The sequence below is a fragment of the Streptomyces sp. NBC_00690 genome (assembly GCF_036226685.1).
Taxonomy (GTDB): Bacteria; Actinomycetota; Actinomycetes; order Streptomycetales; family Streptomycetaceae; genus Streptomyces.
The window spans coordinates 19,466-40,568 of the sequence record NZ_CP109009.1 but is presented as its reverse complement, the minus strand read 5'-3'; the positions used below and the strand labels follow the sequence as shown (position 1 = coordinate 40,568).

At 69.4% G+C, this 21,103-nt stretch carries 13 protein-coding genes and 1 pseudogene; 10 read left to right on the top strand and 4 right to left on the bottom strand.

The window, feature by feature from the left end; genetic code table 11:
* Positions 1-562 precede the first annotated feature (562 nt).
* The gene (locus tag OID54_RS00135) at positions 563-1,960 is read right to left on the bottom strand and encodes a hypothetical protein (RefSeq protein ID WP_329012003.1); all 1,398 of its coding nucleotides are present in this window, start codon (positions 1,958-1,960) and stop codon (positions 563-565) included.
* Between the two features lie 1,414 nt (positions 1,961-3,374).
* On the opposite strand from OID54_RS00135, the gene OID54_RS00130 reads away from it, so the two are divergent.
* The 10 genes from OID54_RS00130 (at position 3,375) to OID54_RS00085 (ending at position 15,288) form a co-directional block, all read left to right on the top strand.
* Entirely contained in the window at positions 3,375-5,921 is a 2,547-nt protein-coding gene (locus OID54_RS00130; protein ID WP_329011999.1) for a SufS family cysteine desulfurase, read from the top strand.
* 13 nt (positions 5,922-5,934) lie between these two features.
* Complete coding sequence (locus tag OID54_RS00125) at positions 5,935-6,435, top strand: hypothetical protein (protein WP_329011996.1); 501 nt, start codon at positions 5,935-5,937, stop codon at positions 6,433-6,435.
* 812 nt (positions 6,436-7,247) lie between these two features.
* Entirely contained in the window at positions 7,248-8,300 is a 1,053-nt protein-coding gene (locus OID54_RS00120; RefSeq protein WP_329011993.1) for an LnmK family bifunctional acyltransferase/decarboxylase, read from the top strand.
* Positions 8,297-9,469 (top strand): SDR family oxidoreductase, encoded by a 1,173-nt coding sequence (locus OID54_RS00115; protein ID WP_329011990.1) that lies wholly within the window; start codon positions 8,297-8,299, stop codon positions 9,467-9,469. The genes OID54_RS00120 and OID54_RS00115 overlap by 4 nt, the downstream gene beginning before the upstream one ends.
* Positions 9,433-9,684, top strand: a complete 252-nt coding sequence (locus OID54_RS00110; RefSeq protein WP_329011987.1) for an acyl carrier protein — start codon at positions 9,433-9,435, stop codon at positions 9,682-9,684. Before OID54_RS00115 ends, OID54_RS00110 begins: the two co-directional genes overlap by 37 nt.
* Entirely contained in the window at positions 9,681-10,907 is a 1,227-nt protein-coding gene (locus OID54_RS00105; RefSeq protein ID WP_329011984.1) for a beta-ketoacyl-[acyl-carrier-protein] synthase family protein, read from the top strand. The genes OID54_RS00110 and OID54_RS00105 overlap by 4 nt, the downstream gene beginning before the upstream one ends.
* 27 nt (positions 10,908-10,934) lie before the next feature.
* Complete coding sequence (locus OID54_RS00100) at positions 10,935-12,098, top strand: acyl-CoA dehydrogenase family protein (protein ID WP_329011980.1); 1,164 nt, start codon at positions 10,935-10,937, stop codon at positions 12,096-12,098.
* 394 nt (positions 12,099-12,492) lie between these two features.
* Entirely contained in the window at positions 12,493-13,251 is a 759-nt protein-coding gene (locus OID54_RS00095) for a hypothetical protein (protein WP_329011977.1), read from the top strand.
* Positions 13,252-13,362: 111 nt separating this feature from the next.
* Positions 13,363-14,163, top strand: coding sequence for a glycine-rich domain-containing protein (locus OID54_RS00090; RefSeq protein ID WP_329011974.1), 801 nt, complete (start codon positions 13,363-13,365; stop codon positions 14,161-14,163).
* Between the two features lie 225 nt (positions 14,164-14,388).
* A complete protein-coding gene (locus OID54_RS00085) occupies positions 14,389-15,288 on the top strand; it encodes an FG-GAP repeat domain-containing protein (protein WP_329011971.1) in 900 nt (299 codons plus the stop codon).
* Positions 15,289-15,732: 444 nt separating this feature from the next.
* Here the strand turns inward: OID54_RS00085 and OID54_RS00080 are convergent.
* The 3 genes and pseudogenes from OID54_RS00080 to OID54_RS00070 all read right to left on the bottom strand — a co-directional run.
* Positions 15,733-16,500: pseudogene (locus OID54_RS00080) on the bottom strand (helicase associated domain-containing protein); the annotation flags it as partial.
* A 274-nt stretch (positions 16,501-16,774) separates the two neighbouring features.
* Positions 16,775-17,518 (bottom strand): tectonin domain-containing protein, encoded by a 744-nt coding sequence (locus OID54_RS00075; RefSeq protein ID WP_329011968.1) that lies wholly within the window; start codon positions 17,516-17,518, stop codon positions 16,775-16,777.
* 641 nt (positions 17,519-18,159) lie between these two features.
* A complete protein-coding gene (locus OID54_RS00070; protein WP_329027183.1) occupies positions 18,160-21,000 on the bottom strand; it encodes an FG-GAP-like repeat-containing protein in 2,841 nt (946 codons plus the stop codon).
* Positions 21,001-21,103: the final 103 nt, after the last annotated feature.

Genomic DNA, 21,103 nt, shown 5'->3' with positions numbered 1-21,103 from the left:
TCAGGCTACCCTGACAATCGCATTCTTGTCAGGCAACCCTGACAAGTGAGAATCGAACAGTCACCGACTGGGGGGTGCCTCCGGAGGTGGTGAACATCTGCTGTCCGTTCTCGTGAACAAAGCCAATCAGGTGAAGTAGCCGGGGGCGAGGCGGTGGTCGCACGTCGGGCAGGCGGGTCCGCGTCCCATCGTGTGGGCGGCCATGAGGTCGAGGCCACGGCTACCGGCGCTGCGGGGCCGAGCCCGAGGGCGGCGGCTCGTGGCACATCGCGCAGGCCCGCTGCGTGCCAGCCGCACCTCCAGGGTCCTCCCCTTCCCTTCGGCCGGACTGGCCGAAGCGGGCCCTTCCTGCAGGTCCGCCCACCAGATGCGGCGATGGGCAGGACCGGAATTGAAGATCGCCGAACTCCTGGAGCAGGCGGCCGAAGCTACTACCGTGGCTCCTTGGCCGTTGATCTTGCCTCGCGCGCGACGTTCCCAGTCCCTTCACCTGCTGTCGCACAGTCTGCGCTGCGGACCGGGGGGCGCGGTTCAATATGGGCCCGCCGGGCGGGCCGGGGCTTCATGGCCTCGGCGGGTGGGGACTGGTCAGGAAGGACAGGTACGGGGATGGCGCGGTGGACGGCCTGCCGGGGGCCGTGCCGGGCGGAATGGCTCGCTGGAGCAGAGCGCGGGCGTCAGCCCGGTCACGGTGGGGGGCGAGCGTCGCCTGCATGACGACGACGGCGCTCTCGATACTCCGGGAACGGGCGAGCGACCTGTGGGTGAGGAAGTGCGACCATGTCTCGCACGCCCGGTCCAGGTGGCCTTCCTGGGCCTGCATCTCGGCGATCCGGGCCAGGACGATGGCCCGCGGGTGGGACATCTCCGCCGGACACAGGCGCAGGCAGAGTTTCAGCGCTGTGATCGCCCGCGTGCGTTCTCCCAGGTGCCAGGCGACTGTCGCGTGGTGGTAGGCGTGCTGTGCCCGGATCACTCGTGCACTGGAGGGCGAGGGTTGCGGGGAGGCGCTGTGCAGCACGATGTAGGTATCGGCGGTCCTCAGGCTCTGCTCTGCTGACGGGCCGTCCTGTAAGGCGGCGAAGGAGGCGGCGAGCTGTCCGTGGAGAAGGGCAAGGCTTCCTGGCCTGCCCTGCCGGCCCTGGTCGACCGCGGCCTGTGCGAGGTCCAGGGCGGCCGGGTAATGACCCAGATGCCGTGCCTGCATGCTGAGGGCCCGCAGGGCTGCGGCGAGATGGGCCCGGTCGCCGGACTCGTCCGCCAGAGCCGCGCTCACGTAGTAGAACTCCTGCGCGGTTCCATAGAGTTCGTCGTCATCGTAGACAGAGCCGCACAGGCGCGTGAGCGTGGCGGCGGCCCTCCGAAGTTCCCAGTGGACAGCGGGGCGGGTCTGCAGACTGAGGCAGTGCGCAATGCTGGTGAGGCAGGCGGTCAGCGCGGCGCGCACTCCTTCCGCGCCCAGCAGGCGGCTGGTCCGCACGAAGAACGCGGTGAGGTCGCGTATCCCCTGAACGACCGTGAGGGACAGGTCCAGCTCGTGGTCCACGGCGGAGACGGCCTGGTACCGGCCGGAACCGGCCACGCGGGGGACCCGGGAGAGCCGCTCGACCGAGTAGACGTGCGCTGTCTGCCGCGCCGCCTCGACGGCCAGGGTACGCAGCGCGCGGGTCGTGCTGGGGCACTCCAACGCCCCGGCGGGCCGCTGGGTACTGAAGCCGGCCTGTGCGGGGGTCACGGTGCGGCCGAGATGCCGGGTCAGCGCTTCCGCCACCAGCTCGGGACCCGGAGAGCGCGGCACGCTCCCGGACAGCCACTGGGCTACCGACGGTCTCTGATAGCGCAGGGCCAGCCCGGCTTCCCGGCCCGCGCTGTTGACTGCCCGCGCCAGGTCTGCCCCGCTCCAGGAACATTCAGCGAGCAGTGACCGCAGTCTCGTATTGGGGGACCGCACCTCGGGCATCAGCGCCCTCAATTCTCACGATCGGTACACCTGATGACGACGCCAGGTGTGCCTTTCCTGACAGCTTCCCACGGCGAAAGAGCGGCGGATTTCCCTGCCCGCAGCCCGCCCGGCGGGCGAAATGATCCTCTGGGACGCGGGGGTATCGAGTGACGTCGGATGCCGGACCAGGGACCGCCCCGGCAGGGTGCCGGAGAGGCTTCCGCCTATCGGCGGGCGCTGTCCGCTTCCCCTTGTCATCCCGCAGAGGTGGCCTTCGCTTAACCCGGCGTCCAACTGAACACATCCGTTTTGTCAAGGTTGCGAAGCGGACAGGCCGTCTGAGGCTGAAGCGGAACCCTGGCGTGCGGCCGGCACGCGGCGGCCGTCGCCGATGCACCGAAGACTCCTCACCGTCGAACGGCTGTGGCGACACCAATGTCACCCGCCCCGGCGGAGGAATCGACGACATGATGGGGGCCTCGTCACCGCGAACCCGACGACGCGCTCTCCCTCTACTGGACCGCCCCGGACACGGTTGGCGCAGACCGCGCCCCCTTTGCCGCGCTGAACCACCGCCCCCCAGGACCGAAACACGCCCAGGCGCCCTGTCGTTCCGCATCCCGCAAGGCGCGCCCCGCAGGGGCGAGTGCGCCTCCATCCGTAGAGGTGCTCCACCGACTCTTCGCCTGCCGGCGTAGATACGCCGTGCCGGTACGGCCAACACGACCGCCTGGTGCCGGTAGTACCCGCCGCGCTGATGACGTTCCGGCCCCATTCCAGGAGTGGCCGTCCGTCCCCGCCCCACCCCAAGGCCCGCCAGCCAAGCCGCTACCACGGCGATTCCGAGCTGCCCCGCCCCCGTCCCCGCGCTCTCGGCTCCGGGGCCCCACAGCCGCATCGTCCCGGGCCCGATCACCCACCCGGACGCACCCCACGCGGACCATCCGGGAAGACGACGCATCAGCGGCTCTGCATGACCCGGAAGAAGGGACCTCCACCCCGAGGCTCCACAATTCCCGCGTCCCAGCGAAACCCTGCCCGCGCACTGGATCGCGTCTTCCACGACCCCGCATTTCCAGCAGGGGGCTGACCGGAGGGCGAACCAGCCCGGCGAAACTTCCCAGCGACATCGCCGACCCCTTGCCCGGTGCTCACAGGGACGTTTCGCACCGCACCAAAGGCCGCCACCGACTCCCCTCGTAGTGTGCCGCTGCCGCCTCGGACCGTATTGCTTAACGGTGCCGTGAACTGTCGCTTCCGCAGCCCGCCGGAGACTTGTGCAGAACCACCCGGCTCACTGACGGTGGGCTGGAAACAGTTCGTGCGCAGGCCAGAAACTGCTACCGCTGACATTCGGCATATGCACTTTCCCGGGCTGGAGTACGCAAATCATCAGGCGGCCCCGAAACAAGCGCATACCCGAAAGGCAATCATGAACGCGAGCAGTATGAGCACGTCCTGTATATGCGCCGCGCACCAGGCGGTCTCGTCGGCCCGGAACGGGCGGACGAGTACCGGTGTCCTGGACGCGGCTGAGGTACGAGGCGACTTCCCCATCCTGCAGCGCACGGTCAACGGGGGCATGCCTCTGGTCTACCTGGACAGCGCGGCCACCTCGCAGAAGCCCCAGAGCGTGCTGGACGCCGAGACGGACTACTACCGGCTGCACAATGCGAATGTCCACCGCAGCCACCATGAGCTGGCCCGGGAGGCGACCGACCTCCTGGAGCGGGCGCGGGCGCGGATATCGGCCTTCGTCGGCGGGGCCCCCGATGAGATCGTGGCGACCAAGAACGCCTCCGAGGCACTGAACCTGGTCGCCTACTCACTGATGAACGCCTCCCATGCGCCCCGGGACTTACGGAGCCGGGCCCTGGGACCGGGCGACAGCGTGGTCATCACGGAGATGGAGCACCACTCGAATCTGATGCCCTGGCAGCAGTTGTGCCGTCACACCGGCGCGGAGCTGCGGTGGCTGAGCATCACCCCCGAGGGGAGGCTCGATCTGGACGAACTGGACAAGACCGTGGACGCCAGCACGCGGGTTCTGGCCTTCACCCACCAGTCCAACGTCTACGGCACGATCAACCCCGTCCACGAACTGGTCACGCGGGCCCGCGAGGTCGGGGCGCTCACGGTGCTCGACGCCTGCCAGTCGGTACCGCACATGCCCGTGGACGTGCACGACCTCGGCGTCGACTTCCTGGCCTTCTCCGGGCACAAGATGTGCGGCCCGACCGGCATCGGCGTCCTGTGGGGCCGCCCCGACATCCTGAAGTCGATGCCGCCGTTCCTCACAGGCGGAGAAATGAACGAATCCGTGACGATGACCGGCGCCGAGTACGCCCTGCCTCCCCACCGCTTCGAAGCCGGCACCCCCGTCATCGCCCAGACCATCGCTCTCGCCGCCGCATGCACCTACCTCGACCACCTGGACCGGACAGCTCTCGCCGCCCACCACGACCGGCTCACCGCACGCGCCCTGGACGCACTGTCCGCCATCAAGGGCGTACGCATCGTCGGCCCGGCCGACACCGTCGACCGCGGGCCGGCGATCTCCTTCGCCGTCAAGGACCATTTTCCCGACGACATCGGAGACCATCTCGACCGGCGCGGCATCGCCATCCGGGTCGGTCATCTCTGCGCACGCCCCGCCTGCGTCCGCTTCGGGCTGCCCGCCACCACCCGCGCCTCCTTCTACGCCTACACCACCGACGCCGACATCGACGCCTTCACCCGGGCGATCGCGGAACTGGCCGAGCCGCGCGCAGTGACCCCCGGCATCGACTTCACCGAGCCGCCCGCCGTGACGGCAGCCCTTCCACACGAAAGGGCCACCCTGCAGCAGATGCCCGGGACCGCGATCGCCCCCGCCCCCGTGTCCGGCGTCCCCGGTCGACCCGCCGTACCCTACCTGGCGCAGGACTCGGCAGACTTCATGGACACCGTGTTCTCCGACGCCGCGACCGCCGCGACCGGTCTCGCGGTCTCGCTGGGCGACCGTCTCGGCCTCTACCGCGCACTGGCCGGAGCCGGTCCGCTCACTGCGGCGGAACTCGCCGACCGCACCGCCACCCAGGAGCACTACATCCGCGAGTGGCTGCACACCCAGGCCGGGTCCGGATATCTCCGCACCACCCGCGACAGCACCGGCCCACGCCGCTACGAACTCCCCGACTCCCACGCCCGCGTCCTGGCCGACCCCGAATCCCCGACCGCCGCCGTCGGGATCTTCGCGGCCCTCCAGACTCTCTACCGGGTCGAGGACCGGCTCGCCGACTGCTTCCGCACCGGCGGCGGCGTGGACTGGAGCGAGTACCCGCCCCAGATGTTCAAGGCCGTCGCCCGGTTCTTCCGACCCGCCTACCGGGCCAACATCGTCCAGAACTGGATACCCGCCATCGACGGCCTCCACGAGCGGCTGACCCGCGGCGCGACCGTCGCAGACATCGGCTGCGGCGTCGGATACTCCACCCTCCTGATGGCCCAGGCATATCCCCGGTCCGTCTTCCACGGCTACGACTACCACCAGGACTCCATCGAACGCGCCCGCATCATCGCAGAGGAACGCGAACTGGACGACCGCACACACTTCCACACCGTGGCAGCAGGCGACCTCGACAACACCCGCCCCCCGGCCGACCTCGCGACCTTCTTCAACTGCCTCCACGACATGGGCGACCCCCTCGCAGCCCTCGAAGGCACCCGGCGCAGCCTCAAACAGGGCGCCGTCCTCATGGTCGTCGAACCCAACACTGAACCCGACCCGATGACCAACACCCACCCCGTCGGACGGCTCTTCATGGCCCTGTCCGCCACCCTGTGCCTACCCGCGGCAGCAGCCCAGGACGGGCCCCTCGCCCTCGGCAACCACGCGGGCGAAAGCGCGCTGCGCGAACTGACCGAACAAGCGGGCTTCACCCAGTGGAAGCGCGTCGCCGAAACACCCCGCAGCGCCGTCTACACCGCCCGAACCTGACGGCGCACACACCATGCCCCCCTCCACACGGGTCCCCGTCGCCGCCCCTCTGAGTGACATTCTGGGGCGACTCGACGGGACACCCCGGCTCGACCTCGAACACCTCCTGTTCCTCGCTGCGGGCACCCTTCCCGACCCGGGCTCGGGCATGTACCGCCGGGCGCTCGCCGAGGCCCTCGTCCACCTGCGCCGCACCGGAAGCGAGGCCTACCGGGTCCACGACCACACGGCCAGGTCCCGACAGGAATTCGCCGGACTCAGCCCTCGCATCGCCGCCCGTACCCAGTACGCGTCCCTGCCCCGGGGAACCCCGGTCCGCATCCTGGGAGAGCCCCACCACGGCATCGTCACACACACCGTCATCGCGGTGGACCGGGACGAAAACTGCCCTGCCCCCTGGTACACCGTCACCGTCCACGCCCTGCAACGCTGCCGCGCACACGGCGCCGACGAAATCGAACCCCTGCGTCACCGAACGGCTCATCGTCCAGCACGCCCGCGCCCCTGGCTGTGAACCACCGACCCACACCCGGCAACCGACATCAGCAGGAGGATCCCCTACCGCAGCCAGTGAGGGGAGGGTGGGTCGGCGGGCCGCGCCTGGATGCGCTTTGACCGTCGCCCCGGCCACAGCCCGGACATCGGGCTCCGAACGGGAGGCGATGGCGGCACCGCCAGCAGTCTCCCTCTTCGCCGCAGATGGCGGGACCGCCGGGACGGCTTACATCAGAGCGATCACCTCACCCCTCACGCGCGCGATCGTCGCCCCCTTCCGGCGGCGGGATCGCGGGAAGAGCCCCGGAACTCTTCCTGCCTTCCCAGTACTGTTCGCCCGGTATGGGCCTCGGTGACGGGGGCGCGGGCGGCACGGCGTCGCCCGGTCTGCTCTCCCCGTGCCGGCGGTACCAGCGGCCGCATCTTCACTCCCGGGACGAAGGGCAGCCCCGGAACGGACGGCAGTGACAACGCGGGGCCGGCTGCATCGGCGGCCCCCGCGCCGACGGAACCATCGGCGGCGACGGGTCCGGTGGCCGTATCAGCCTCACCTGCACCACCTGACCCGACACCCACCGCCTCGGCACGGGGGCCGGCGGTTCCGCACAGTCCGCCCTCCTTGCCCGACCGCAATCCGGCCGAGGCGGAGCAACGGTCTTCCCAGCGGATGCGGGGCTGTTCGGATGATGCGTGCCCGGGGGGGGCTGTGTCCTGTCCCTGTCCGGCTGCCGGGGCTGGTGGGATGTGGTCCCGTGTCACGGGGGCACGGGGGCGGAGGATCCGTTGCCAACCCGGGGGCGGTGAGTTCCGCTGATGAGCCGGGGTGGTGCGTTGTCCGAGAAGGTGTCCGCCTCTGCCGCTCCCGAACCTGCTCCTGTACTGGCTGGTGTCGGCTTCACCGTGCCGCAGGTGATCGCCCCGGGCTGTTTGCGCCGGCTGGTAACGGTCCAGCCGGGAATGTGCGGCCCGATCCAGTCACTGGCAGGCCGGGTCGGGGACTGGACCTGGGAGGCGGTCAGCGCCGCATGCGGGATCGAGGTGGCCGGCGCCCGGGACGCGTGCGGCGTGCCGTCCTACCTGGCGTACTGCTACTTCCGGATCGCTTCAGCCGGCGACTTCGACCCGCGCCGGCTGACATTCGGCGACCGGCTGGAAGTGGTCTCGCAGGTGTACCGTGCCGGGCCGCTGCTGGTGCTCACCGTGCACAGGATCCGCCGTGCCGAAGACGAAGACGAGGAGCCGGGGGAGGCTGTGCCGTTCGGTCCGGCCGAGTTGCACCGGGCCCCACGCGCCGACTGCTTCTACGTGGAGACCCTCAATGTCTGGCTCTCCCGGAGCACAGCCGGATCCAATGCCGCTCTGGTGCAAAGCGCGCCCGCCGGTTTCACCTCAGCTCACCTGCCAGAGATCGAACCCGCCTATTCCCCGCGTGCCCTGTGCGCCGATGTCCGCGGCCGGCACTCCTTCCCGGACCAGGACAGCGAGCCGTGGCAGCCCGTCCCGCCCGGCCTGGACCTGGACCATCCGGTGGATCTCACCCGGGACGTGAACGGCGCGGGGCTGGTGTACTTCGCCTCCTTCTTCTCCATCGCCGAAAGTGCCCAACTCATGCACTGGCGCGACCAGGGACGCGACAACCAAGCCTTCCTTGACCGCGTCGTCGAGGACGCCCGTATCTGCTACCTGGGAAACGCCGACCTGGACTCCACTCTGCGGCTGCGGCTGCGGCTCTCGCGTCATCGCCAGGACCAGGCACTGGAGAAGACGGCCATCACCATCAAGGACCTGGCCACCGACCGCGTCATCGCCGTCGGCGAGTTCCGCCACCGCACGGGCAGCTCACGGCCCACCACGCAGAAACCGGGGAGAGGGGAGCGCGGGTGAGGACACTCCACTATGTGACCGGCGGGACCGGCCTGGTCGGCTCCGCACTGATTCTGCAGCTCTCAGCCCTGGACGATGTGGACGTGGTCTGCCTGCTTCGCGGCGACCGCAGTGACGCGGAGAGCCGGCTGCACCGCACGCTGCGGCGGGCGGCCCGCGCCTATGGCACCGCGCCGAAGGTCGTGGAAAGCGCGCTGCGTCATATCCGTGTCGTGCCGGGTGTCGACCTGGCTCGTGAGGTGAGCGGCCTCGAACTGCCGGCCCCAGCCGGCGCTGGTCGGGTGGAGTTTTGGCACTTGGCCGCGTGCATGCGCTTTCGGGAGAGCGAGCGCCGCGTGACGTTCGCGACCAACGTGGCCGGTACGCGACGCGCCCTGGCCCTGGCCGACCGGGCGGGCACGCAGGTCTTCAACCTGATCAGCACCGCCTACGTGGCGGGATCGGCCCAGGGCATGACCAGGGAGGAGCCGGTTGCCGTGCCACGGGCACGCAATCCGTACGAGCGCAGCAAGATCGCGGCGGAGCGACTGGCCTTCGGTGCCCGCGATTTCGCGGTGCGGGTTCTGCGGCCCAGCGCGATCGTGGGGCACAGCAGCACGCTCGCCTACCCCGGTGTCCCCAGCGGCGCCTGCACCGTTCAGCGGCTCGTGGCGGCGTTTCACCGCTCCGCGGGCAGCGGCCCGCAACAGCAGCAGAGGCACCGGTTGCTGGTCCGTGAGGACGGGCCGCTGAATCTGGTGCCCGTCGACCATGTCGTCCGGGAAGCGCTCGAGATCAGCCGGTCGGGCCCGCCGCACGGGATCTTCCATCTGACCAACCCCACCCCGCCCACGGTCGGCGACTTTGTGCGGGCCTGTTTCTGGAACGCTGGCGGCATGGAACCCGAGTTCGTCCGTGATCAGGACGCCCTGGGCCCGGACGACCGCCTGCTGCACGAGATGCTGTCGGTCTTCCTCCCCTACCTGCGCACGACCCCGGCCTTCGGCCGGGAGCGTACCGACGCCGCCCTACGGGCCCCCGCCGCTGCCGGCTGGCTCCCCGACCCCGCGGCGCTGCGCCGGATGTTCCTGCCGTTCGCCGCCCGCCCCGCCCCCAGGTCCCACCGTCCTGATCGTCCAGTTGAGGAGTCACCGTGGCCCCCGTCCAGCAGCCGTCGTCGATGGACCTGATCCGCACCACCCTGACCGACAAGTTCGACATCGAGCCGGACAGCGCCGAGCCCGGGGCATTGCTGGCAGAGGTGGGAATGGACTCCATCATGATCGTCGAACTCGGGGTGATCATCAAAACGGAGACCGGTGCGGAGTTCACCGATGACGAGGCGGCGAGCCTGACCCTGGCCGGGCTCGCGGCGCTGGTCGACGAGCGGCGGCGCCCGGCGTGACGCACCCGCGCACGGATACGGAGGTGGTGGTGACCGGCCTCGGGATGGTCACCCCGGCCGGGTGTGACCGCGAGAGCACTTGGTCCGCCATCCGCGCCGGACGTACGAGCGCCGCGCCGGATCCGGCGCTGGCCGGCCTGCCCATTACCCTGTCGTGCCGGGTTCCCGACCTGGTGGGCGACCGGCCGATTCTGCATGGTGCGGGTTCGGCCTATCTGGATCCCGTCGCCCGGTTCGCCCTGGCCGCCGTCGCCGAGGCCCTCGAACACGCGGGCCTTGGCCCGCAGTCCTGGGATGGCGGCCGGGTGGCGGTCGTCGTCGGCTCCGGTCTCGGCGGCCTCACCACCCAGGACACCGCGCTTGCCTCCCTTGCCGAGGGCGGGGCGGGCAGCGTGTCCCCGTACTTCCACCCCGGCTACCTGATCAACATGGCCGGTGCGCAGATCGCCCTGCGACTGCACATCACCGGCCCCGGGCTGACCGTCTCCACGGCATGCGCCTCCGGGGCCACCGCCATTGGGGTGGCGCGGGACCTGCTCGCCGCCGGCAGCTGCGACCTGGCCCTGGCCTGCGGCGCCGAAGCGGGAATCTCCCGCCTGACCGTGGCCGGGTTCACCCAGCTCGGTGCCCTCTCGCCCCGCGGCTCACGTCCTTTCGACACCGACCGCGACGGGTTCGTCATTGGGGAAGGCGCCGCCGCGCTCGTCCTCGAACGCGCCGATCACGCGGCCGCCCGCGGAGTGCGACCGCTGGCCCGCCTCCTTGGCTACGGTGCTTCCACCGACGCCTTCCACGTCGTGGCCCCGCACCCGCGGGGAGAGGGAGCACAAACGGCGATCCTCTGCGCGCTCACCGACGCCGGGGTCATGCCCCGGCAGGTGGATCACGTCAACGCCCACGGCACGTCGACCCCCGACAACGACCGCATCGAAGCCGCGGTCCTGGGCCGCCTGTTTCCGCACCGGCCCCCGGTCACCTCGTCCAAAGGCGTCACCGGCCACAGCCTCGGCGCGGCCGGAGCCATCGAAGCCGCCCTGACGGTCCTCGCCATCCGCGACGGCGTCATCCCCCCGACAGCAGGCACCGAGCACATCACACCCACCATCGACGCCGATGCCGACATCGTCACCCGTACCGAACGCCCCGTCCCGGTCCGGACCGCGCTCACCAACTCGTTCGGATTCGGCGGCCACAACGCCGTCCTCGTCCTGGCCGCCCCCTGACCAACCACAACACGGAAGGAAGCCCTCATGCCCCAGGAGGACGACTGCCTACGAGCTGTCAAGGATTTCGTCCGGACCGAACTGCTGAGCGGGAAGCACGACCTCGACTCCCTGACCACCCTTCCGATGCCCGTGTACGAGGCCTTCGCCGAGACCGGCTGCGCGAACTGGTGGCTGCCCAAGGAGTACGGAGGCGCCGGCAAGGGCCTGGAGGTGAGCGTCGACATCGTCGCCGAACTCGCCTACGGCGACGCCGGGGTGGCGTTCGCCCTGTTCATCTCCCTGCTCTCCACCACGGCCCTGGCCCTGTACGGCAGCGACGACCTCAAAACCGGCTATCTCACCGCGCTGGCGGCCGGAAACGGGTTCGCCGCGACCCTCGCCAGCGAGCACGAAGCCGGCAGCGAGCTGTCCCGGACCGCCACCACGGTCCGCCGCGAGGGCGACACCCTCATCCTCGACGGGCACAAAGCCTTCTCCACCAACACCGCATTCGCGCACTTCGTGATCGTCATCGCCCGGAGCGCCGACAACGAGAAGGACTACCACGCGGTCCTCGTCCCTGGGGACACCCCCGGACTGCTGGTGGACAAACGCTGGAACGTGATCGGCCTGCGCGCATCGGGCACCTACCAGGTCACCCTCGACAACTGCCGCGTCCCCGCCGCGAACCTCCTGGAAGGCCACGGCCTGCGCATCCTGGAAGCCGGCCTGAACACCAGCCGGGTCCTGATCGCCGCGACCGCTGTCGGCCTGGCCCGCCGGATCCGCGACCTGTGCATGGACTACGCCAAAACCAAGACCGTCAAAGGCGCACCCCTGGCCCGCAACGACGTCTTCGCCGCCAAACTGGGCCAGATCGACATGCAGATCGCCGTGATGCACGACCAGTGCCGCACAGCGGCCCGCGAGCAGGACGAGATCGCCGCCCGCCCGGACGCCCCGGCACACCTCCTGCGCCAAGGGGCCCTCAAATCGGCGGTCGTGGCGAAAATGTTCTGCGGACAGGCAGGCTGGCGCATCGCCTGCGAGGCCTCCGAAATGTTCGGCGGCTACGGCTACACCGATGAATCCCCCATCGGTAAACTCGTGCGGGACATGCGCTTCGCCTCCCTCATCGAAGGCGGCGACGACGTCCTGCGGCAACTGCTCTACACCCGGTTCGTCATCCCGCCCGCCAAACGATCCTGACCACCACTCCAGACCGTCTGCACTCCCAGCCGGTCGTGCGGCCGTGCTGTGCCGAAGTCTGTCGGCCCGGTGGCGGGGAAGGTCTGCCGAGCCTCGTGCGCGCCGGCACCCGCAGAAGCGGGAGGGCGACGGGAGCATGCGTGCACCCGGCGGCTCCGGGACCTCCCGAGAGCGCACCGGCTGCCCCTGGCGGATGGCCCGCCTAGCCTGTACGGGTATACCACGGCCACCCGCCTGCGTGTCGTGTGCCGCCCCCGGCGACCGGTGTGTTCACCGTGAGGGCATGAACCCCTACCGCAGGACCCGCGCCCCCCGCCCTCCCCGTTCCTCTGACTCTGCTTCTTCCCCTCGCGGGCGGGGGCTGGTGCTGGCGGCGGCGGGAGGAGCGCTGGTGATGACCGTGGGAGCGGCCGTACCCGCCGGTGCTGCCGTGCCGGTGGCACCCGTGTCCCGTGTGGTGTCGACGCAGGTGTTCACCGAAGAGGGGGTGTTCACGGTGCCGGAGGGAGTCACCCGCCTCGCTCTCGTCCTGATCTCCGGCGGGAGCATGGGCGGTGACGGCGGCAGGGGCAATTTCCACGGCGGGGGCGGCGGGGGCGGCGGCGGAGGGGGCGGCAGGATGAACTGCACCATCAGGATCGCCCCGGGCGACCGGCTCACCGCAATCCCCGGCGCGGGAGGCGACCGGGTCCTCGTGAACGGCAACCGCTACACCTACGGCGAAGGGGCGCCGTCCATCATCCGCCGCACCGACGGCGACCCCGAGGACTACAACTCCTACATCGCCATCTCGGCCGAAGTGCTGGCCGGGCAGGGCGGCGGGCCCGCGCACGCCCCGTATGGCGGTGCCACCGGCCACGCGGGCCCCGGCGGTGGCGGGGGGAGCAGCCTCATCCCGTACTGCGAGCAGGGCGCCTATCGCACGGACGGAGGCAAGGGCGAGACGGGCAGTAGTGGTGAGTCCTACGGCGGGGGCGGCCGGGGCGGGGTGGGCGGCGCGCCGGGCGGGCCGGTGCCCGAGGAGTGCCTGCCCGACACCGGCCGGGGAGGTGACGGCGGGCGGGGCGGCAGCGGCGTTCCCGAGGGCGGCACCAGGGGCGAACACGGCGGGCTGGGACACGCCGGATGCATCGCCATCACCTACGGCAACTGAACCCCGCCCCGGCCCGGCACCGACGGACCCCGGCTGACTGGTCCACGATCAGCGGTCCCCCATGTGCCGCCACGGTGCGCGGCGCCGGGCCCGGGGCTTCATCGTGAGTGCATGAGCGCACATCACACACCCGCCACCCAGGTCTCCTTCCGCGGCCGCGTCCGCCGCTCGTCCCTCGCCGTGACAGCTCTGTCCTGTCTGGCGATGACGGCTCTGGCACCGCAGCCCGCCGCAGCCCAGAGCCGCGCCATCAACGTCAGGGTCTTCGGGACCAACGGGACATTCACCGTCCCGGCCAATGTCACCACCCTGACGGCCACGCTGATCGGCCCCGGCGGCGGAGGCGGGGCCGGCGGACGCGGAACAGGCGGCTTCACCGGCGGCGGGGGCGGAGGCGGGGCCGGCGGACCGCGCCTGGAATGCGTCCTCACGGTCACCCCCGGCCAGATCCTGACCATCCGGCCCGGCGAGGGAGGCGAAGGCGGCACCACCACCCTCCTCGGAGCCACCCCCGGCGGACTCGGCGAACCGGCGTCCATCACCGCCGACACCGAACTCCTCCCGCGCGCGATCACCGTCCCGCCCGGCGGCGGCCTCGGCGGCGGCCCCGCCACCGCGCCCGTCCTCGGCCTGCCCGGCCTCCTCGGCGGCGGCGGCCTCGGCGGCACCGCCGCCGCCGAGCAACTCTCCCAGTGCCAGGGCACCGGCCGCACCCTCACCCCCGGCGAGGAAGGCACCCGCGGAACCGACGGCAACGGAGGCGGCACGGGAGGAACAGGCGGCAGACCCGCCACCCTGTTCTGCCCCACCGGCAGCGGCAACGGCGGAACCGGCGGCAACGGCGGCACCGCAGCAGGCACGGACGGAAACGACGGCAACGGAGGCTGCGTCAGCCTCACCTACACCACCTGAACCGACAGACACTACTGCGGCACGGGGCCAATGCCCGCGCCCACGCAGCAGCGCTGCCCGCCCGGCGGCCACGAACCGGACGCTCCCGTCCGATAACCCGCCTGCGGCGGCACCGGCCGGGAGCAGCGGTCCCTGCAACCACGGCCCGCCGCGCACTGTCGCTCCGGCGCCTACACCGTCCTCAAGCCGCTCGCCAACACGGAGTCCAAGTACGACTACATCTTCGTGAGCAAGGACCACTTTAAGAACGTCGCCGCGGATGCGCTGCCCCGCAACGCCTTCTCGGATCACTATCCCTATCGCGGCGCCGCGACCTGGTCACACTGCAACAACCCCGCCGACGGCAAGGCCGACCTCCTCCGCCGCGGCGCCGACGGCAACCTGTACCGCCACTTCGGCGGCCACTCCCAGATGATGCTCCACGCGCTCTACTGCAAGGTGGGCGCGGCTTGGAACGCCGACTGGACCTCCATGCGTCATCTTGCCCGCGCAGGGGACACGGACGGCGACGGCACCGAGGATCTCTACGCCATCGACAACACGGGCAGCCTCCGCTTCTTCCCCGGAGACCCGACCGAGACATTCTTCCGCTGGCCCCGCGCCCTCGCCCCCACCGCGTCCTGGCCCAACACCGTCAACATGATGGCCGTGAGCCCGGACATGAACGGCGACGGGGGCCGCGATCTGGTGGTCCGGGTCACCGGCGGCACGCTGACGCGCATCTCCCTCCTGTCCGACGGCAGCCCGGGGAACAGCACCGACATCCCCACTCCCGGTGCCGAGTCGTGGTCCGACTACAACAAGATCGTGGCTCCCGGTGACATCACCGGTGACGGCACCCCCGACCTCGTGACCCGCACCCCCGCCGGACTCCTCTACCTCTACGAGACTGGCCCCAACAACACGTTCAAGCCCCGTGTCCAGATCGGCTGGAGCTGGAACCAGTACGACGACTTCACGGCCCCCGGCGATGTGAATGGGGACGGCAAGTCCGACCTCCTGGCGCGCGACACCAACGGCAACATGTGGTACTACGCCGGGCTAGGCGCGCTCAACGGCACCGCGGCCTTCGCCACCCGAGTCCAAGCTGGCTACGGCTACCCCTCCGGCGAGACCCTCTTCTAACGCCCTTCCGCACGGCCAGGGCCCGAAGCGGTGTCCCAGGGTCTGTCCTGGCCCTGGCCGTGCACAGCGATCGACGCTCTCCGTCCCGTCCGGCGTGCGCACGGTTCACACGCTCTTGCGGCCCTGGGCGTCGCAACGCGCCGCTGGCGGTGCCCCAGCCTGATGCCGGTTCCGGCGTAGTGGTGCTGGATGCGATCTCTCGGTTTGGTGTCAGTGGAGTCATGTCAGTGACGGCATGTCAGGTTGCTGTGTTTGTGCTGGTGGTGGCGTGTTCGGCGGGTCGGGTCACGCCGAGGGTGCAGCAGAGTCCGCATTGCACCTCTGACCTGCCAGAACATCCGCCGAACCATGGGCCACAGGACCGGACCTCGAGCCTTCAAGAGGCCCGGGGTCCGGTGTGCACTTCGCTGGACCGTCCGGTTCAACGACCGGTTGGATGCTGTGTCACGCCCATTCGATGCCCAACTCCCGCAGCGCGTCCAACTGCTCCGGGGTGAGCTTGTCCCTCCTGGAACGAACATTCGATGTCCATACGCCTAGTTTGACGATCACCGGTTCCGTCTCACCGTCGACCGCGATCGGTTCAGCGTGTCCCCTCGACACCGGCCGGCCTGTGCCCTCCCGTTCCACCCACTGTGCGAGGGCTGTGAGGCCCCGTTGGAACGCCTGCTGAGCCTTGCTCGACCCCTTCGCCGCGCTGCCTGCTGCTGGGGTGGGAGTCGGAACCCCACCGGGCTGCACGCCCAGCGCGGTCAACCGCTCCTGCTGCTCGGGCGACAGCTGCTTCCAGGTGCCTGGTTCTTGTTGTCGCCAGCGCCAGGCGCCGATGTCGTCGCTGTCGAAGTGGACGCCGGGTTGGATGTGGGGGGAGTGGCCGTTGGCGTCGACGAGGTCGGCGAGGACGCGGTAGTGGCGTTGCCAGTTCAGCGGCCAGGGGCAGTCCCAGTCCTCATCGATCGCGGTGAGCTGCTGCGCGCGCATGGTGGCCCGCTCGGTGTTCTTCCCCAAGCCGCCTTTCCGGCGCAGGTTGGCGAGGTGCTGCCCGATGGGCACCATCGCCTCGCCCTCGCCCCACACCGCGTCCTGCCTCGGCGCGAGATGCCCGGTCGCCCGCCGACACGAGCGGAGCGCGGCGAGCTTGCTCTCCTACGCCTCCTCGCCGGGTTCCCACACCATCCCGGCCTCCGGCGCGTGCTGACTCTCGCTTCGTCGCCCAGGTGAATTCTCGCTGAGATGCCCGAGCGGGAGGGAGACGAATCTCCTGGTGGCAGAGCACGGTCTACACGCAGCGATAGCGAACTTGCTGAGAAATCTGCGTACCGGCTCGCGAGAAAGACCTGTTCAGCGACGCGGGAATCCCCACGTGGTGCGGGCCGGGCGGATGTCTGCCGTCACCGGTGGCAGGCCGTCTGGCCGGGACGGGGTGAAAGCCGCATGGGGTGCCGGGCTGTCATGTTCGGGGCACCCCATCGGCGTGTGTCTAGGCCTAACCCGGCTGGTCGCCGGCGTAGCGGTAGATGTCGCCGGCGCTGTTGACGTGCCAGACGGTGCCGTCGGAGGCAGCACCGATATCGACGGCTTCGCCGGGGATCTGGACCCAGGGGCTGGGGTCGCCGGCGTCGTTGCCGGAGAACTTGTAGATGTTGCCGTTGGAGTTCACGCCCCACACGTTGGTCCGCGAGCCGACGGCGATGCGGGTGAGGTTGCCGCGGATGTGGACCCAGCGTGAGGAGCCTTGGATGTTCTGGTCGCCGGCGTAGCGGTAGATGTTGCCGCCGCTGTTGACGCCCCAGACGGTGCCGTCGGCGCCGGCGCCGATGTCGGACAGCGAGCCCGGAATCGGAACCCACGCACTGGGGTCGCCGGCGTCGTTGCCGGAGAACTTGTAGATGTTGCCGTTGGAGTTCACGCCCCACACGTTGGTCCGCGAACCGGCAGCGATGCGGGTGAGGGAGCCGCGGATCTGGACCCAGCGTGAGGAGCCCTGGATGTTCTGGTCGCCGGCGTAGCGGTAGATGTTGCCGCCGCTGTTGACGCCCCACACGGTGCCGTCGGCCCCTGCGCCGATGTCGGACAGCGAGCCCGGAATCGGAACCCAGGGGCTCGGATCCCCGGCGTCGTTGCCGGAGAACCGGTAGATGTTGCCGTTGGAGTTCACGCCCCACACATTGGTCCGCGAGCCGGCAGTGATCGCCGTGAGACCGCCTGAGATCTTGATCCACTCGGGCATAGAGCCTTCCTTTCTTGCTAGGGATGGTGCACTCGCATCATCGGAGGAAAGACCGGACGCCAAACGGATCAATTTTCAGATCATTCGTTGAAATGGCGCAGATGGAACGTTTGAGGCACCTCGTCGTTGCGCGCCCCGCTGTGTACTGACGGGTGTCACCGCCCCCGTGACTGAACATCGCCGTAACGCACAGGAGTGATCGACTTGTCACGCGGTTGACCACCGCCCGCCGTATCGGCGAGCGATTGCCCCCTCTGGACGCAGTGGTCGCTCTGACACGAGACCCCGGGAATCTCGCGGTCCTCACGGAACGTCATCGTCAACAGCACCCCACCTGCCCGCGGAGGCCCCTCAGCTGCGCCACTGCTTTCCGGTACGTCCCCGTCACGCGACCGCCCCCGCAAGGGGGACCCGGCCGGGCAGCTGAGGGCTCCCACCTTTCGGCGGGAGCCCTCAGCGATCGGGTTCAGCTCGTCTGGCATCCGGTGAAGTCCGGCCCGCGCGGCTGGATCGCGCTGTTGCGGCGGGCCGGATCTCTGTCCTGCCGGTGTCGGGACGATCAGTTGCTTCGACGTAGTGGGCGGTCATGCACAACGGTGCCGGACGGACTCCGAGGCCGAAGTGACCGCCCGGGTCGAGGGTCAGGTACCGATGCGGACTTGGCCGCCGTTCCATGAGTTGTCGGTCGAGCCGGTGGCGATGGTGCCGATGTTGTTCCAGCCGCCGATCCCGTTGGTGTTGAGGTGTGCTCGGACGCTGCCGTTGGCGCCGACCACGAGGTAGTCCGCTTTGCCGTCGGCGTTGATGTCGGCGAAGCGGACTTGGCCGCCGTTCCATGAGTTGTTGTTGGAGCCGGTGGCGATGGTGCCGATGTTGTTCCAGCCGCCGATCCCGTTGGTGTTGAGGTGTGCTCGGACGCTGCCGTTGGCGCCGACCACGAGGTAGTCCGCTTTGCCGTCGGCGTTGATGTCGGCGAAGCGGACTTGGCCGCCGTTCCATGAGTTGTTGTTGGAGCCGGTGGCGATGGTGCCGATGTTGTTCCAGCCGCCGATCCCGTTGGTGTTGAGGTGTGCTCGGACGCTGCCGTTGGCGCCGACCACGAGGTAGTCCGCTTTGCCGTCGGCGTTGATGTCGGCGAAGCGGACTTGGCCGCCGTTCCATGAGTTGTTGTTGGAGCCGGTGGCGATGGTGCCGATGTTGTTCCAGCCGCCGGCCCCGTTGGTGTTGAGGTGTGCTCGGACACTCCCGTTCGCACCCACCACCAGATAGTCGGTCCTGCAATCGCCGTTGATGTCGGCGAAGCGGACCTGCTCGCCGTTCCATGAGTTGTCGGTCGAGCCGGTGGCGATGGTGCCGATGTTGTTCCAGCCGCCGGCCCCGTTGGTGTTGAGGTGTGCTCGGACACTCCCGTTCGCACCCACCACCAGATAGTCCGCCCTACCATCAGCGTTGACGTCGGCGTCGCAGTCATAGGAGATCCGGCCCGGTGCGGGCTGGATGTTCACATTCTCGGTGATCCAGCTGTCCGTGGCGGCTCTGGCCAGCCCGCCGTAGAAGGCGGTGGCCATCTTCGCGTAGCCGCTGTCGTTGGGGTGGAGACCGTCTTGAAGGTCTCCGTTGTCGAGGGTGTCGAAGCGCACTAGGCCGACCTTGTGGCCCTTGGCCCGGCGGTCGTCCACCAGCTGGGGCAGCGCGTTGTTGAAGGCGTCGACGCGGGCCTGTGCCCCAGTCCTGCTGTTGGGTACCAGGGTGGCGACCAGCACGGTGATGTCGGGTGCGGCGGTCAGGATCTGGTCGATCAGGCCGGCCAGCCTCGCGGGTGCGGTGGCCGCGTTGTGGTTCCGGTTGATGTCATTGCTGCCGGCGTGGAGGGTCACCACATTCGGTTTGGCCGTCACCAGCCATGGCTCGATGCCCGCTGCCAGCTGTTCGATCAGATAGCCCGAGTGGCCTTCGTGGTCACGGTCGGGAGATGTGCCGTGCTGGAGCGATCCGACGAAGTCCAGAACACCCGCGTTCCCCTCGGTCGTCAGTCGCTGGCGCAGCGCTTTGCGGTAGCTGTCGCCGTCGCCGGTGCCTCCGACGCCCTGGGTGATCGAGTCGCCCAGCGGCATCACAGCGAGCCGGTTGACCCGCCAGTCGGGGGTCACACTGTCTCCTGGTGTACCTCCGTATCCAGGGGTGTCACTGGCGTAGGTGTAGGTGTTGAGGGAGTTGACGGCAAGTCGCGCGGGGCTGTTGGCGGGCGGCCTGTGGTGGTCGATGGCCAGGAAGTTCGGCTTCTTCCGTGCGGCCGGACGGCAGAAGCGCTCGGCGCGGTCCTGAAGCTTCTCATTGTCGGTCTCGGCGACATGCGCGAGCGTCTCTCGCCTGAAGTGGTTCATGACGAAGAGCCGGCGGAACTTCCCCTCCTCCTTGAGAAGCGGAACATTTCCCCAGCGGGTGTTGCAGGTCCAGTCGGAGGTTTCGGCCGGCGGACCCATGGACCAGTGGTTCTCCACCGTCCAGTCCTGACCGAACATGACTCCGAAATCCTCGCGACCCGGCCTGTCGGAGAAGATCAGCAGCCGTTTGTTCTGGGTGACCATCGATGAGACCTTGGGCCAGCCCTGAGTCTGAACGCCCTGGGTTCTCGGGTTGAAGATCAGCCCGGCCAGCGCCGGGACCGCGGCGAGTTCCTGTTGGAGGAGCGTTGCCGGGAGGTAGTCCTCGATGAAGACCGTCAGCACCTCGTTGGGGTTGGCCGCGAGCCAGGTGGCGATCGTGTTCAGACCGCTGTTGAGTGTCTGGTTCGACATGAAGCAAACCGCATCGTGGCAGAGGTAGGCCACTCCGCTGTAGTCCCAGACATCGAGCATGAGGGCGCGAACGCCCGAGTCCAGCTGCTGCTTCATGGAGAACGGCTGATTTGCGAACACCGTCACACCGTTGTCGTCGAAGTTGTTGTTGTAGGAGTTGTGGGTGGTGAGGAATGTCATCTGATCGAAGGTGGGATCGGCCGGCATGGGTGAGCGCGGCGGATCGAGGGGAGTGACGTACCAGCTCTCTGCGTCCGTCTTCGCGCCGGTGAGGCTGAGAGTGTCGCCCGGCGCCCCGGTCAGATGTGAAGCGGTGCCCGGCTCGGTGATGCGGTAGCGGTCACCGGCGAGCCACTGGAAACGCCACTCGCTCGCGGTACCACCGCAGCTCTGGAGGGTGATAGCAGGGGAAGCGGAGCCGTTCCTGGTGACACAGCGATCGGCCTGGGACGGCACCTTGATCCGGTAGACGCCGGTGGAGACCAGCTCCAGCTGTACCTGTTGATGGTCCTCGTTGCCCTTGGGCGCGGTCGATCTGACGCCGTCGTCCTGGCCGCTGATCTGGTGACCGCTCTGGAGGTTTTGCAGATAGACGAGAGAGTTGGTGATCGGTTCGCCCGGGGCCGCGGCGGCGGCACCGATACCGGCGGTGAACACCCCGGTGGTCAGCAGCCCCGCTGTCATTGTCACGGCCAGCGCATGGGCGACGGCGCGCCGGGAGCGAACGGCCCCCGGTGCGCGGCACATCCCCGGCGGGGTGGGTATCGCACGGGGCGTTGCGGCCAGC